The 15,760-nt window shown below is 40.5% G+C and carries 9 protein-coding genes, 3 tRNA genes, 3 rRNA genes, 1 other RNA gene and 3 pseudogenes; 1 reads left to right on the top strand and 18 read right to left on the bottom strand.

Annotated elements, in window-relative coordinates:
* From DXN33_RS09290 to DXN33_RS09315, 6 genes and pseudogenes are all read right to left on the bottom strand, one after another.
* Positions 1-130, bottom strand: a pseudogene (locus DXN33_RS09290) (dUTP diphosphatase); the annotation flags it as partial.
* A gap of 56 nt (positions 131-186) precedes the next feature.
* Positions 187-284: signal recognition particle sRNA small type (gene ffs, locus DXN33_RS09295), an RNA gene on the bottom strand.
* A gap of 32 nt (positions 285-316) precedes the next feature.
* Positions 317-784, bottom strand: coding sequence for a tRNA adenosine(34) deaminase TadA (gene tadA, locus DXN33_RS09300; RefSeq protein ID WP_064275757.1), 468 nt, complete (start codon positions 782-784; stop codon positions 317-319).
* Between the two features lie 199 nt (positions 785-983).
* Positions 984-2,270: an adenylosuccinate synthase gene (locus DXN33_RS09305; RefSeq protein ID WP_001832534.1), complete on the bottom strand. Its 1,287-nt coding sequence runs from the start codon at positions 2,268-2,270 to the stop codon at positions 984-986.
* Between the two features lie 230 nt (positions 2,271-2,500).
* Entirely contained in the window at positions 2,501-2,737 is a 237-nt protein-coding gene (comW, locus tag DXN33_RS09310) for a sigma(X)-activator ComW (RefSeq protein WP_115904947.1), read from the bottom strand.
* A 241-nt stretch (positions 2,738-2,978) separates the two neighbouring features.
* A pseudogene (locus DXN33_RS09315) lies at positions 2,979-4,317 on the bottom strand (IS3 family transposase); the annotation flags it as partial.
* Between the two features lie 64 nt (positions 4,318-4,381).
* Between DXN33_RS09315 and DXN33_RS09320 the strand changes: the two are divergent.
* A pseudogene (locus DXN33_RS09320) lies at positions 4,382-4,512 on the top strand (ISL3 family transposase); the annotation flags it as partial.
* Between the two features lie 95 nt (positions 4,513-4,607).
* Here the strand turns inward: DXN33_RS09320 and DXN33_RS09325 are convergent.
* The 12 genes from DXN33_RS09325 to DXN33_RS09840 form a co-directional block, all read right to left on the bottom strand.
* Positions 4,608-4,681, bottom strand: a tRNA-Asn gene (locus DXN33_RS09325).
* 5 nt (positions 4,682-4,686) lie between these two features.
* Positions 4,687-4,802 (bottom strand): 5S ribosomal RNA (gene rrf / locus DXN33_RS09330).
* Between the two features lie 76 nt (positions 4,803-4,878).
* A 23S ribosomal RNA gene (locus tag DXN33_RS09335) occupies positions 4,879-7,780 on the bottom strand.
* Between the two features lie 124 nt (positions 7,781-7,904).
* A tRNA-Ala gene (locus DXN33_RS09340) sits at positions 7,905-7,977 on the bottom strand.
* A gap of 51 nt (positions 7,978-8,028) precedes the next feature.
* A 16S ribosomal RNA gene (locus DXN33_RS09345) occupies positions 8,029-9,574 on the bottom strand.
* The 16S, 23S and 5S rRNA genes sit together here with 3 tRNA genes alongside, the layout of an rRNA operon.
* A 241-nt stretch (positions 9,575-9,815) precedes the next feature.
* Positions 9,816-9,887: transfer RNA gene (locus tag DXN33_RS09350), tRNA-Glu, on the bottom strand.
* 90 nt (positions 9,888-9,977) lie between these two features.
* Entirely contained in the window at positions 9,978-10,457 is a 480-nt protein-coding gene (locus DXN33_RS09355; protein WP_061590186.1) for a sigma-70 family RNA polymerase sigma factor, read from the bottom strand.
* A 120-nt stretch (positions 10,458-10,577) separates the two neighbouring features.
* Entirely contained in the window at positions 10,578-12,536 is a 1,959-nt protein-coding gene (ftsH, locus tag DXN33_RS09360) for an ATP-dependent zinc metalloprotease FtsH (RefSeq protein WP_049509412.1), read from the bottom strand.
* A gap of 15 nt (positions 12,537-12,551) precedes the next feature.
* On the bottom strand, positions 12,552-13,094 hold the full coding sequence (gene hpt / locus DXN33_RS09365) for a hypoxanthine phosphoribosyltransferase (protein WP_000892178.1): 543 nt from the start codon (positions 13,092-13,094) through the stop codon (positions 12,552-12,554).
* A 4-nt stretch (positions 13,095-13,098) separates the two neighbouring features.
* Entirely contained in the window at positions 13,099-14,376 is a 1,278-nt protein-coding gene (tilS, locus tag DXN33_RS09370; RefSeq protein ID WP_115904948.1) for a tRNA lysidine(34) synthetase TilS, read from the bottom strand.
* The gene (locus tag DXN33_RS09375; RefSeq protein WP_115904949.1) at positions 14,373-15,641 is read right to left on the bottom strand and encodes a serine hydrolase; all 1,269 of its coding nucleotides are present in this window, start codon (positions 15,639-15,641) and stop codon (positions 14,373-14,375) included. The genes tilS and DXN33_RS09375 overlap by 4 nt, the downstream gene beginning before the upstream one ends.
* Positions 15,634-15,756 (bottom strand): SP_0009 family protein, encoded by a 123-nt coding sequence (locus DXN33_RS09840; protein WP_049552245.1) that lies wholly within the window; start codon positions 15,754-15,756, stop codon positions 15,634-15,636. The genes DXN33_RS09375 and DXN33_RS09840 overlap by 8 nt, the downstream gene beginning before the upstream one ends.
* Positions 15,757-15,760 lie beyond the last annotated feature (4 nt).

The raw sequence follows: 15,760 nt of genomic DNA on the forward strand, positions 1-15,760 counted from the left end.
TCTCTCCTGGCGCAATAACCGTACGCACAGCAACCTTTAAATCGTAACCAGCCGCATGCACCGTCTCACGCTTGGGCAATAAATTTTCATCTGTAAAAGTCGAAACCAATTCAAAACCACGAATTTTCATCATCTTCTCTTTTCTATTATCATTTATTCAAGATTATTCTATCTTATTTATTCGGAAAAAGCACGAAAAAAAGAGCACACAATTCAAATCGCTTAGGGCTGCTGGATTCCTCCCCTGACCCGCTTCACGCAGAACTGTTGCTCCACTATTTATTATATCACATTCCTATTCATTTTAAAAGCAAAATTATTTTTTCCGTCTATTTCTAAAAAAATCCTGCATAATAGCTGCGCATTCATCTTCCAAAATTCCCGTTTCAACCTCCACACGATGATTGAGACGCTCATCTGTCAAGATATCGTACAAACTCCCAGCAGCGCCAAATTTCTGGTTTTTAGCCCCATAGACCACGTTTGGAATACGGGCGAGTCCAATTGCCCCACTACACATGACACAAGGCTCAATGGTCACAAAAAGTGTGCAATCCAGCAAGCGCCAGCTCTCCTCACTCAGATTCGCATTCTCTATGGCCATAATTTCCGCATGCATAACCGCTCGCTGCAGTTCCTCACGCGCATTATGCCCGCGGCCAATGATTTCTCCGTCCTTGACAATCACACAACCAATTGGAATTTCATCGTGTTCAAGAGCAATCTCAGCCTCTCTCAAGGCCTCTCTCATAAAGCCTTCTTTTTCTTCAACTGTATAATTCATCCGTTTCTCTTTTCCTACTTATCGATTTTATTATTATATCATGAATCCCAACACAAAAAAAGCCACCGAATGCGGTGACTTTATAGGGAGATTATTATGAAAAAGAAAAGTTTAGGATATTTGTTACAACAAGTTAGGAGGTCTTCTTGTAACTGTCTATAGTATACCCGACCTATCTTAAACAAATCTTAAAAATCTCTTAGGACCAAACACTTTCTAAAATATTTGTTTGTTCACGACCAGGACCTACTGAGAAAGTAGAAATACGAACGCCAACCAATTCACTCACACGACGAACATAGTTACGCGCATTCTCCGGAAGATCTTCCAAATTACGAACTCCAGTAATATCTTCTGACCAACCTGGTAACTCTTCATAAATAGGCTTGCAACGTTTCAATTGCTCAAGACTAGCTGGATAGTAGTCAATACGTTGACCATCAAGATCATAGGCCACACAGATTTTCACTGTATCTAAACCACTCAAAACATCGATAGAGTTCAATGAAAGGTTAGTGATACCAGAAACACGACGACTATGACGCATCACAACTGAGTCAAACCAACCCACACGACGTGGACGACCAGTTGTTGTACCATACTCATGACCTACTTCACGAATGCGTTCTCCCACTTCATCAAACAACTCAGTTGGGAAAGGACCGTCTCCTACACGACTCGTATAGGCTTTACATACACCAACAACCTTGTCAATCTTACTTGGACCAACACCAGAACCAATCGTAACACCACCAGCCACAGGGTTTGATGACGTAACAAATGGATACGTACCTTGGTCGATATCTAGCATAACACCTTGTGCACCTTCAAAAAGCACACGTTTACCGTTATCAAGTGCATCATTCAAAATGACAGATGTATCTGTCACATACTTCTTGATTTGTTGACCGTATTCATAATATTCTTCAAAAATATCATCAAAAGCAATCGCTTTACTGTCATACAATTTTTCAAAAAGACGATTCTTTTCAGCAAGGTTACGTTCTAAACGCTCACGGAAAATATCTTTATCTAAAAGATCTGCAATACGAATCCCAACACGAGCAGCCTTGTCCATATAAGCTGGACCAATTCCCTTGATTGTAGTCCCAATCTTATTGTCGCCCTTAGCTTCTTCTTGCAAACGATCCAACTCGATATGATAAGGCAAAATAACATGCGCGCGATCAGAAATACGCAAGTTATCAGTTGTCACACCTTCCTCATGAAGATAGCTCAACTCTTTCACAAGAGATTTAGGATTTACAACCATACCATTACCAATAACAGAGATTTTTTCAGGGAAGAAAATTCCAGATGGAATCAAGTGCAACTTAAATTTCTTACCATCAATCACAATCGTGTGACCTGCATTATCACCACCTTGGTATCGTGCAATCACTTCTGCATTCGCAGAAAGGAAGTCTGTAATCTTCCCTTTACCTTCATCACCCCATTGGGTACCTACAACAACAACTGAAGTCATAATCTTGTCTGAGCCCTCAGGCTCTTCCTTTCTCACATACATGGCAGGACTCTCACCTGCAATTATATCTTACAATTTATTATAAGAAAAAATCGCCTTTTTATCAAGAAGAAACAATAGAAAGATTTGCTATTTCCAACTATTAAAAAATGATTTAGAAATAATTCCGGCTATTTATCATTATTTTCCTACAAAAAGTTAAATTTGTTCGGAAATTAACTCATACTGTCTCAACAAGCAACAAAACCTTGTTTCATTATCAATTTTTCAAGATACAAACGGTAAGCAACACGATAATGGTAAACAATAAAATCCCGATAGCTCACAATACGATATCGGACAAGATAATAAATCAAAAACTTAAAATGAAAATGTTCCCAGTCAAAATGATCTCCGAAGAACGTACCATAGTCTTCTTCAATATTTCTATAAAAATCCGTCATCTGCTCATAAATCTTTTGTAACATAAGCCTATACCCCTTTACTTTTTATAAGCTTATTCTAACAAAAAATTTTACACATTCACTATCAATTCCTGAATTGCTTAAAAACCAACCTCAAAAAGATAACAAATAGGAAAAGTTGACAGAATAGGAACAAATTTACTACCTAAATTAGACTATTATAGATCCTATTAACTGTGTTAAATACTAAAAGAGACTGAGGCAAAAATCTTAAATTAAGAAAACGCATAGCATCAGATTGTACTGACCCCAATCTGTATTGCACAGGGCTAAGTCCTTTTAGTTTTACCTTAATTCGTTTATTGTTGTAGTAATCAATATAGTCTACAATGACTTGTTCCAATTGCTAAGCGACTGAAATGACTTCTCATAACCATAAAACATCTCCGATTTCAGAATGCCAAAAAAGGACTCCATCATACCGTTGTCTTGGCTGTTACCTTTACGTGACATGGATGCTTGAATTCCCTTACTCTCTAGGAACCGATGGTAAGCATCGTGTTGGTATTGCCAACCTTGGTCACTATGGAGAATCGTATTCTCGTAGTGCCTCTCTGTGAAGGACTGTTCCAACATGGTTTTTACTTGTGCTAAGTTCGGTGAAGTTGAAAGATTATAGGCAATAATTTCGCTATTAAAGCCATCTAAAACAGGCGATAAATACAATTTCTGCGTGCTATTTGGAATGGCAAATTCTGTCACATCTGTGTAGCACTTTTCCATTGTTTTAGAGCCTTCAAATTGACATTGAATGAGATTATCTGCCTTCTTACCAACATCTCCTTTATGAGAAGAATATTTTCGTTTCTGTCGCATTTTAGCTTGTAAATTGAGTACTTTCATCAAGCGTTGAACTCTTTTCTGATTTACCAGATAACCACGATTTCTTAGTTCTAAATGAATCCGACGATAACCATAATTTCCTTTGTGTTTGATAAAAATAGATTGAATTTCAGCTTTAAGCTCTTGGTTCTTATCTGGTTTGTCTAGCTGTTTCAAGTGATAGTAGTAGGTCGAACGAGCTAGTTTAATGGCTTTTAGAAGAATATCCAACGAAAACTCAGTCATTAATTCTTGAACAATTTCTGTCTTTCTTCTTTCTCTTTTTTCTCCTTCAATCGGAGTTCTCTCAACTTTTTTAGGATGGCATTCTCCGCTCTCAGGTACTCATTTTCTGCTTGAAGACGTTCTAATTCTGTCCTCTCTTCAAGTCTCTTTTTTGGCTTACGTCCCATTTTAGGTACTCTCCCTCTTGTTTTCTCAACAATAGTATACCCGTTTTTCTTGTATTGTGCTAGCCAATTAAGAAGTATCGTACGACTTGGGAGGCCGTATTCAAGAGAAACTCTATCTTTAGTCCAGCCTTCATGTAAGACTTTATCAATCATTTCTTGTTTTAAATCAGGAGAATAGTAACGATTTTTTCCTTTTTTGACGAACTCTATTCCGTAACGATCAATCAATTTAATCATGTACCTAATATTAGAATTGTTTATCCCAAATTTATTTGAAAGCTTCTCTAAGCTATATCCTTGTTTTCTAAGTTCATAGATCTGAACTTTATCATCATAAGTTAACTTCATGATAAAAACACCCCAAAAGTTAGATTTTTTTCTGTCTAACTTTTGGGGTGCAGTTCAAAGTTAGATTTTTCAGACTGTTTTTAAAATCTTTCTCAAGGACAAATATAAAATCGTCAACACTTTGAAAACTTCAAAAAAAGTATTTTCATCGCTCTAAACATCAAAAAAGAAAGGACGAAATTTGTCCTTTCTAGATATTACCTTTTCTTCAATCCACTACAGTTGACAGAGAGCCTATTTTTATGTTCACCAAAATAAAAAAAGAGGACTAAACCTCTCTTAATTAACTACTCCGCCAGTAGGACTCGAACCTACGACATCATGATTAACAGTCATGCGCTACTACCAACTGAGCTATGGCGGAATAAAGCTAAGCGACTTCCATATCTCACAGGGGGCAACCCCCAACTACTTCCGGCGTTCTAGGGCTTAACTTCTGTGTTCGGCATGGGTACAGGTGTATCTCCTAGGCTATCGTCACTTAACTCTGAGTAATACCTACTCAAAATTGAATATCTATTCAAACCAAGAAAACCGTTCGCTTTCATATTCTCAGTTACTTTGGATAAGTCCTCGAGCTATTAGTATTAGTCCGCTACATGTGTCGCCACACTTCCACTTCTAACCTATCTACCTGATCATCTCTCAGGGCTCTTACTGATATAAAATCATGGGAAATCTCATCTTGAGGTGGGTTTCACACTTAGATGCTTTCAGCGTTTATCCCTTCCCTACATAGCTACCCAGCGATGCCTTTGGCAAGACAACTGGTACACCAGCGGTAAGTCCACTCTGGTCCTCTCGTACTAGGAGCAGATCCTCTCAAATTTCCTACGCCCGCGACGGATAGGGACCGAACTGTCTCACGACGTTCTGAACCCAGCTCGCGTGCCGCTTTAATGGGCGAACAGCCCAACCCTTGGGACCGACTACAGCCCCAGGATGCGACGAGCCGACATCGAGGTGCCAAACCTCCCCGTCGATGTGAACTCTTGGGGGAGATAAGCCTGTTATCCCCAGGGTAGCTTTTATCCGTTGAGCGATGGCCCTTCCATACGGAACCACCGGATCACTAAGCCCGACTTTCGTCCCTGCTCGAGTTGTAGCTCTCGCAGTCAAGCTCCCTTATACCTTTACACTCTGCGAATGATTTCCAACCATTCTGAGGGAACCTTTGGGCGCCTCCGTTACCTTTTAGGAGGCGACCGCCCCAGTCAAACTGCCCGTCAGACACTGTCTCCGATAGGGATCACCTATCCGGGTTAGAGTGGCCATAACACAAGGGTAGTATCCCAACAACGTCTCCTTCGAAACTGGCGTCCCGATCTCATAGACTCCTACCTATCCTGTACATGTGGTACAGACACTCAATATCAAACTGCAGTAAAGCTCCATGGGGTCTTTCCGTCCTGTCGCGGGTAACCTGCATCTTCACAGGTACTAAAATTTCACCGAGTCTCTCGTTGAGACAGTGCCCAAATCATTACGCCTTTCGTGCGGGTCGGAACTTACCCGACAAGGAATTTCGCTACCTTAGGACCGTTATAGTTACGGCCGCCGTTTACTGGGGCTTCAATTCATACCTTCGCTTACGCTAAGCACTCCTCTTAACCTTCCAGCACCGGGCAGGCGTCACCCCCTATACATCATCTTACGATTTAGCAGAGAGCTGTGTTTTTGATAAACAGTTGCTTGGGCCTATTCACTGCGGCTGACGTAAAGTCAGCACCCCTTCTCCCGAAGTTACGGGGTCATTTTGCCGAGTTCCTTAACGAGAGTTCTCTCGCTCACCTGAGGCTACTCGCCTCGACTACCTGTGTCGGTTTGCGGTACGGGTAGAGTATGTTTAAACGCTAGAAGCTTTTCTTGGCAGTGTGACGTCACTAACTTCGCTACTAAACTTCGCTCCCCATCACAGCTCAATGTTAAAGATATAAGCATTTGACTCATATCACACCTCACTGCTTAGACAGACTCTTCCAATCGTCTGCTTTAGTTAGCCTACTGCGTCCCTCCATCACTACATACTCTAGTACAGGAATATCAACCTGTTGTCCATCGGATACACCTTTCGGTCTCTCCTTAGGTCCCGACTAACCCAGGGCGGACGAGCCTTCCCCTGGAAACCTTAGTCTTACGGTGGACAGGATTCTCACCTGTCTTTCGCTACTCATACCGGCATTCTCACTTCTATGCGTTCCAGCGCTCCTCACGGTACACCTTCATCACACATAGAACGCTCTCCTACCATACCTATAAAGGTATCCACAGCTTCGGTAAATTGTTTTAGCCCCGGTACATTTTCGGCGCAGGGTCACTCGACTAGTGAGCTATTACGCACTCTTTGAATGAATAGCTGCTTCTAAGCTAACATCCTAGTTGTCTGTGCAACCCCACATCCTTTTCCACTTAACAATTATTTTGGGACCTTAGCTGGTGGTCTGGGCTGTTTCCCTTTCGACTACGGATCTTAGCACTCGCAGTCTGACTGCCGACCATAATTCATTGGCATTCGGAGTTTATCTGAGATTGGTAATCCGGGATGGACCCCTCACCCAAACAGTGCTCTACCTCCAAGAATCTCTAATGTCGACGCTAGCCCTAAAGCTATTTCGGAGAGAACCAGCTATCTCCAAGTTCGTTTGGAATTTCTCCGCTACCCACAAGTCATCCAAGCACTTTTCAACGTGCCCTGGTTCGGTCCTCCAGTGCGTCTTACCGCACCTTCAACCTGCTCATGGGTAGGTCACATGGTTTCGGGTCTACGTCATGATACTAAGGCGCCCTATTCAGACTCGGTTTCCCTACGGCTCCGTCTCTTCAACTTAACCTCGCATCATAACGTAACTCGCCGGTTCATTCTACAAAAGGCACGCTCTCACCCATTAACGGGCTCGAACTTGTTGTAGGCACACGGTTTCAGGTTCTATTTCACTCCCCTCCCGGGGTGCTTTTCACCTTTCCCTCACGGTACTGGTTCACTATCGGTCACTAGGGAGTATTTAGGGTTGGGAGATGGTCCTCCCAGATTCCGACGGGATTTCACGTGTCCCGCCGTACTCAGGATACTGCTAGGTACAAAGACTATTTTAAATACGAGGCTATTACTCTCTTTGGCTGATCTTCCCAAATCATTCTTCTATAATCTTTGAGTCCACATTGCAGTCCTACAACCCCGAAGAGTAAACTCTTCGGTTTGCCCTCCTGCCGTTTCGCTCGCCGCTACTAAGGCAATCGCTTTTGCTTTCTCTTCCTGCAGCTACTTAGATGTTTCAGTTCACTGCGTCTTCCTCCTCACATCCTTAACAGATGCGGGTAACAGGTAGTACCTGTTGGGTTCCCCCATTCGGAAATCCCTGGATCATCGCTTACTTACAGCTACCCAAGGCATATCGTCGTTTGTCACGTCCTTCTTCGGCTCCTAGTGCCAAGGCATCCACCGTGCGCCCTTATTAACTTAACCTTATTTTCTGACCTTTCAGTCATAAACTCTTATTAATACTACAGCGTTTTCGGTTTATTTTCTTGTTACTATTTGATATAGATATTCAATTTTCAATGTGCATTACTTGGTGATCTCTCACCAATGGAGCCTAGCGGGATCGAACCGCTGACCTCCTGCGTGCAAAGCAGGCGCTCTCCCAGCTGAGCTAAGGCCCCACAAGACCTCTCAAGACTAAACAAGACCAATGCGCAGTTCCTTATCCTTAGAAAGGAGGTGATCCAGCCGCACCTTCCGATACGGCTACCTTGTTACGACTTCACCCCAATCATCTATCCCACCTTAGGCGGCTGGCTCCTTACGGTTACCTCACCGACTTCGGGTGTTACAAACTCTCGTGGTGTGACGGGCGGTGTGTACAAGGCCCGGGAACGTATTCACCGCGGCGTGCTGATCCGCGATTACTAGCGATTCCGACTTCATGTAGGCGAGTTGCAGCCTACAATCCGAACTGAGACTGGCTTTAAGAGATTAGCTTGCCGTCACCGGCTTGCGACTCGTTGTACCAGCCATTGTAGCACGTGTGTAGCCCAGGTCATAAGGGGCATGATGATTTGACGTCATCCCCACCTTCCTCCGGTTTATTACCGGCAGTCTCGCTAGAGTGCCCAACTGAATGATGGCAACTAACAATAGGGGTTGCGCTCGTTGCGGGACTTAACCCAACATCTCACGACACGAGCTGACGACAACCATGCACCACCTGTCACCTCTGTCCCGAAGGAAAGCTCTATCTCTAGAGCGGTCAGAGGGATGTCAAGACCTGGTAAGGTTCTTCGCGTTGCTTCGAATTAAACCACATGCTCCACCGCTTGTGCGGGCCCCCGTCAATTCCTTTGAGTTTCAACCTTGCGGTCGTACTCCCCAGGCGGAGTGCTTAATGCGTTAGCTACGGCACTAAACCCCGGAAAGGGTCTAACACCTAGCACTCATCGTTTACGGCGTGGACTACCAGGGTATCTAATCCTGTTTGCTCCCCACGCTTTCGAGCCTCAGCGTCAGTTACAAGCCAGAGAGCCGCTTTCGCCACCGGTGTTCCTCCATATATCTACGCATTTCACCGCTACACATGGAATTCCACTCTCCCCTCTTGCACTCAAGTTAAACAGTTTCCAAAGCGTACTATGGTTAAGCCACAGCCTTTAACTTCAGACTTATCTAACCGCCTGCGCTCGCTTTACGCCCAATAAATCCGGACAACGCTCGGGACCTACGTATTACCGCGGCTGCTGGCACGTAGTTAGCCGTCCCTTTCTGGTAAGATACCGTCACAGTGTGAACTTTCCACTCTCACACTCGTTCTTCTCTTACAACAGAGCTTTACGATCCGAAAACCTTCTTCACTCACGCGGCGTTGCTCGGTCAGACTTCCGTCCATTGCCGAAGATTCCCTACTGCTGCCTCCCGTAGGAGTCTGGGCCGTGTCTCAGTCCCAGTGTGGCCGATCACCCTCTCAGGTCGGCTATGTATCGTCGCCTTGGTGAGCCGTTACCCCACCAACTAGCTAATACAACGCAGGTCCATCTGGTAGTGATGCAATTGCACCTTTTAAGCAAATGTCATGCAACATCTACTATTATGCGGTATTAGCTATCGTTTCCAATAGTTATCCCCCGCTACCAGGCAGGTTACCTACGCGTTACTCACCCGTTCGCAACTCATCCAGAGAAGCAAGCTCCTCCTTCAGCGTTCTACTTGCATGTATTAGGCACGCCGCCAGCGTTCGTCCTGAGCCAGGATCAAACTCTCATTAAAAGTTTGAGTTCTCACTCATTTCTGTCACTGACAGATTTATTGTTTTTTCATTGTTCAGTACTACAACCTTAGTTGTAGTGCCCTGCACATTGGTTCGTCTTGTTCAGTTTTCAAAGGTCTTTGTCACTCAGTTCTCTCAAGCGACAACTATATTAGTATATCACAGGCGCTTTTGCTTGTCAACACTTTTTTGAAACTTTTTTAATCTTTTTTCATCAAGTGTTCCATCCGCAACATACCATAGTCCGTACGGGATTCGAACCCGTGTTACCGCCGTGAAAAGGCGGTGTCTTAACCCCTTGACCAACGGACCTGAGTTGTTATTTTCAACTCTTACTATTATACAGACTTTTTCACCTTTGTCAACTACTTTTTTATCTTTTTTCATTTTTTGCATGGCTTCCTAGTATGTACGGATGTCAAACTCTTTAAATACAATACGTAAGTCTCTTAATACTCTTTGACGACCTCGGAAGCGTTCATTTCTTAAGACGCGTTCTAACTCTTCTTGTTTATCTTTACTTTGTTTGTTTCTATAATTTCTTAGTGTCTCATGAAAGAGATAATAATCATCTAGCCAGAGACCTCCCTCGCTTATACGATGACTAAGCTCACCTACTTCTTCATAGGGTTCTTTATCATATCTTCGTTTTTGACTTTCTTGCTTACGGATATAGTCTAGGATTCGATTCCGAAACTTGGTTTTAAAATATTTCCTTAAACGAGGAATATCTTCTGCCAGCTCTTCTTCTCTACTGATCAATTCATGTAAGCAAATCATACCCTCTTGTTCCCAATCCGATAGCTCCCATAAATGAAGGTAATATTCATTTCTACACTTGTACACAATTCCCTGGACTTCTTTATACAATTCTTCAATCATATTGTTCCCCTTTCTAGATACAGTCTAACAGATTCAGAAACACTTTTGTCACATTTCATCCATTCTGCACCCTACACCGCCTCAACTGCACAAAAAAGAGAGGACAAGCCTCTCTTTGGGTTATTTTTCATCATTCATTTTTGACTTTACTTCATCATAAGATAATGCATGAGATTCCTCTTCAACTGTTTCAGGCATCTTTCCTGTTTCGTAAAGAGATTTAATTTGTGTACTATCCAATGTTTCGTATTTCAATAATGCTTCTGCAATCAACTTGTGAGCTTCACGATTTGACTGAATAATTTCAGCAGCTTTATTTCGTGCTTCATTCAATAATGAACGAACCTCTTCATCAATTTCATAAGCTGTTTGTTCTGAAATTGATTTTTGAGGACTCTGTGCACCAAACATAGCATGGTTTCCTTCATATTGTACTGGGCCAAGTTTTTCACTCATACCGTACTCTGTAACCATTGCACGCGCCATTTGTGTCGCTTGTTCAAAGTCGTTTGAAGCTCCTGTGGTTTGGACATTAAAGATAATTTCTTCAGCTACACGGCCACCCATTAAACCAGCCAATTGCTCTTTCATATCTTCTTTGGAAAGAAGCATTTGGTCTTCCTTAGGAAGTGCAATCATATAACCACCTGCACGGCCACGTGGTACAATTGTAACCTTATGGACAACACGGGCATTCGACAAGACTAGACCTACAATGGTATGTCCTGCCTCATGGTAAGCAACTAATTCACGTTCTTTTTGTGAAACTGTCTTATCTTTCTTAGAAGGACCAGCAATAACTCTGTCTTCTGCTTCATCAATATCTGAAGCATCAATTATCGATTTATTGCGACGAGCAGCAACTAGAGCCGCTTCATTCAAGACATTCTCTAAATCTGCTCCAACAAAACCTGGGGTTTGTTGGGCCACTAATTTCAAATCTACATCTTCTGCTAAAGGCTTGTTCTTAGCGTGAACTTTCAAGATTGCTTCACGACCTTTAACATCAGGACGGCCAACCAATACTTTTCTATCAAAACGTCCTGGACGCAAAAGGGCAGGATCTAGTACATCTGAACGGTTTGTCGCAGCGATGACGATAATTCCTTCATTTCCCTCAAAACCATCCATCTCAATCAAGAGTTGGTTCAAGGTTTGTTCACGTTCGTCATTTCCTCCGCCAAGACCAACTCCACGTTGACGTCCAACAGCATCAATTTCATCGATAAAGATGATAGCTGGTGCTGCTTTTTTGGCATCTTCAAAAAGAGAACGAACACGACTAGCTCCAACCCCGACAAACATTTCTACAAAGTCAGAACCTGAAATACTAAAGAATGGAACACCTGCTTCTCCGGCGACTGCTTTAGCAAGCAAAGTCTTACCTGTTCCCGGAGGTCCCTCTAGAAGGACACCTGCTGGAATACGGGCTCCAAGTTTTGTAAATCGTTTTGGATCTTTTAAGAATTCAACAACTTCAACTAGTTCTTGTTTTTCTTCCTCAGCTCCAGCAACATCTGAAAATCTTACTTTAATATCTTCTTTATTTGCAGCTTTAGCCTTACTACGTCCAAAACTCATTGGGTTACGGCTATTATTTCCTCCCATATTTCCCATCATAGAAAATAGGAAGAAGAAAAGAATACCGAATGGCACAATGGATACAAGAATATTAATCCACATACCACTTGAACTTTCATGCTTAACAGTTACTTCCGCTTTATGGTCAGAAGCAAGCTTTTGTAATTCTGATACTGTAGTATCTGAAGGAAGAATGATGCTTGAAAATTTCTCTACTGTTGTAGCAGAAGGAGAAAAGAACTGAATGCCTGTTTCTTCTTTACTTGTTTTAGGATTTTTATAAACACCTGAAACTTCGATAACACTACCATTTGGCTGGTAAGTCAATTCTTTTACATTGTCATCGGTAATTTCTTTTACCAGTTCTGTATAATTAATTTGCTCACTTTTCCCTGCAACACTACCTGTACTAAAATACTGGTAACCTGTAACTAGGAAAAAAATAAGTAATAACCATAGAAAAGGATTTTTAATTAAACCATTATTTTGTTTTTTCATTAAAAATTGTTCTTTCTAATTTGAATATACTTCTTCTTTCAATACTCCAACATAAGGAAGGTTACGATAATTTTCTTTGTAGTCTAAACCATAACCTACTACAAACTCATTTGGGATAGTAAAGCAGGTATAGTCTGCCTCAATTTCTACAACACGTCCTTCTGGTTTATCCAACAAGGTTGCAATTTTAACAGAAGCTGCTTCTCTTGCTTTAAACATATCTCGCAAACTCTTCAAAGTTTGACCCGTATCAATGATATCTTCTACAAACAGAACATGTCTTCCTTTGATGTCTTGAGTTACATCTTGCTTGATATTGATGACACCACTACTTGCTGTTCCACCATGGTAACTAGAAACCATCATGAAGTCCATTTCAATATGTGTGTCGATATGTTTAACCAATTCAGCCATAAAAGGAATAGATCCTTTTAAAATCCCAACTAAGATTGGATTTTTTCCTGCATAGTCCTTAGTTAATTGAGCACCTAATTTTTTAGCAGCTTCTGTAATTTCATCGTGTGAAACGAGGATTTTTTTAATATCGTTTTCTAACATTTTTTTACCTATCTATTTTTTCTATATAAAGTACAGTGTTCATTATATCATTTTTCGTGTTTTTACTCAAATTACTGGTCGTAATTCCCAAAATTGAGACAATTTCACCAAATTGCTCAATAATCAGAGCAGATTTTCGCTTTTCCATAGGGATTTTCAAATCAATAAATAGACGTCTGAGTTTTTTTCTATGCCCATTTAGAATCAAAACATCTCCTGTTTTTCGATGACGAATATGTATTGATGTTTCCCGTGAAACAAGTATTTGTTGAATTGATTCACCTTCTAAAGGAAGTCCAAAGGAAAATTTATATCCTTGATAAGATACCTGATTTTGATAGTGTAACACAAGTCCATCTTCCTTTTCATCAGCCTGAGGACTGATTTTACAAATCTTAAACCATTGGTACTCTTTTATCAATTCATAACCATTTTTTAGCGGATGACGATACTGGCTTTTAGTTTTTAAAATCTGCCGAACTTCTTCAAACTGAGCTTTTGTAAGATTCAAATCTGGAAAACGATTCAGATAAGTTTGAAGTAAAACTCTTTGTGTCGACTCAGAGTAAGACAATAGCTGATCTAAATTCTCTACATCAATATTCTTTGATAATTCAGCTATAGCTAAGTCATAATCTAAAATTTCATTGCCGATGCTTAAGATTGCATATCTAAATCGAGGATTTTCTTTTTCTAATTCTGGTAAATAAGAATTTCGAATACGATTGCGAAAATAATGATTTTCCTGATTTGATATATCTTCAAAGTGGAAAATTGGTGGAAAGTCTTTTTTCTGAAAATGCAAGAAGGGCCGAATGATTTCTATCTCTCCGACTACTTGCTTTTCCTTAATTCCTGATAGATAGCGCAAACGAGTGCCTCGAATCAAACGCATCAAAATCGTTTCCACATGGTCATCAGCATGGTGAGCAGTGACTAAGGCTGTCGCACCTGTCTTTTTCATAACCTCTTGAAAAAAATCATAACGAAAATTTCGAGCACGCGCTTCAGAAAATTCTCCTGAAAAATTGCTGATATAAATAGGAAGCTCTGCTTCAGCAGCCAACTTCCTTAATTCCTGTTCTTCCCAATCTGATTCTACTCTCTGCTTATGATTAACATGAGCTAGAATCAATTCAATTTCTAACTCTTTTTGATACGTAGATAATACCTTAAATAGAAACATAGAATCCAATCCACCAGAAAGAGCTAGCACCACCTTAGTATGCTTTTTGAAATATCCCTTCTTGAGAAAATGATTTAAAAAATCTTGTTCCCTCATTTTAGAACCTCATAAACATCCTTGGCTATCTTAGAAATCGTATCATAATCAGAATTTTTAGTGAAAATAGAAAGAATAAATGGAGAATCTGCATAGACAACACCTGTATCATGCTTAAATTCATCCGCGTCTCCAATTTTATGAGCTACTTTAACAGAAACACCTTTGGCAATTCTCTCATTATCAAAATCTGTTTTAGTCAAAGAATCCAATACAAATCCATTTTGGTTATAAATAGCTTCCATGACTTTCCCAGCCATTTTAGAAGAAATCAATTTTTCTTTTGGATCCCAATCATCTCCCATAATAGCAGACGTCTTGGATTTGAATATAGCATCAGATTGATTTGAAATGTAATATCCCAATAGATTATGAGCTACATTATCCGATTCTTTAGATACTTTTGTGATTAAGTCCTTTATAGAATACTCTTTATTATCCTCTTTTTTAGGGAGACTACCACTTCCCTCTGGTTTATAAGAACCTGGAAAATCATTGACTGCTGATACGTATTTTACAGTCGTGTCTAACTGATAAAGACCCTCATTTATTTTTTCTTGCGTATAGTAGAGATAAGGTAATTTTAAAATGCTAGCTGCATACATCTTTTCATCTTGATTGATACCAGCTTCTTTTCCAGTAGTCAGTTGCTTAACATAAATAGAAAATGAATCCTTCTGATATTTTTCCGATAACATTTCTTGGACTTTACTCATCCGATTATCATCTTCAGAAGTTGATTCTTTAGCTACCCATCCAGCCTGATCAATATGTAGAAATTCTTTCCCTTCTACAAACATGGTCTTATCAATTGAAACTTGCGAATAAGCTGATAAGGATGATTTCACTTCTTTTAAATCATAAGGACTGTTATACAGTTTAAAATCAGATTCTAACCATACTTTTTTTATTGTTGTAGTTACCTCTGATTGATCATATAAAAATCGTTTGTCCGCAGCTATAAATTGATGATTTGATAGCTTAAATACTGGAATTCCTTGTTTATTTAAACGCCACTCGGTTATTTGAAAACTTGTTTTTGGAGTCAATTTTCCAGATTCCACTACTAAATCTTCATTCGCATAAACAGGAACCTCTCCATAAACCATGGGAGAACTTAATTTTTCTCTAAAATAAATACCAAAGTCAGATTGTGAAAGGTAATAAATTTCTTTCGAAGTATATACAACTTCTTTTTCTGTGCTAACGACTTTTGAAACTGTCAAAAAACTCGGTAGCAACAAAATAATTAAGAACTTACGCATTCTTCCTTTCCTTTTCTTCTCGTAAACGCAATAATTGATTTTTATCAGCTAACTCTTCCAGCTTTTCATCCGATAGACTCAAGAATTGCTCAATTACGTCTAATAAATTTTCCATTTTA

Source organism: Streptococcus sp. NM (assembly GCF_003390135.1).
Classification (GTDB): Bacteria; Bacillota; Bacilli; order Lactobacillales; family Streptococcaceae; genus Streptococcus.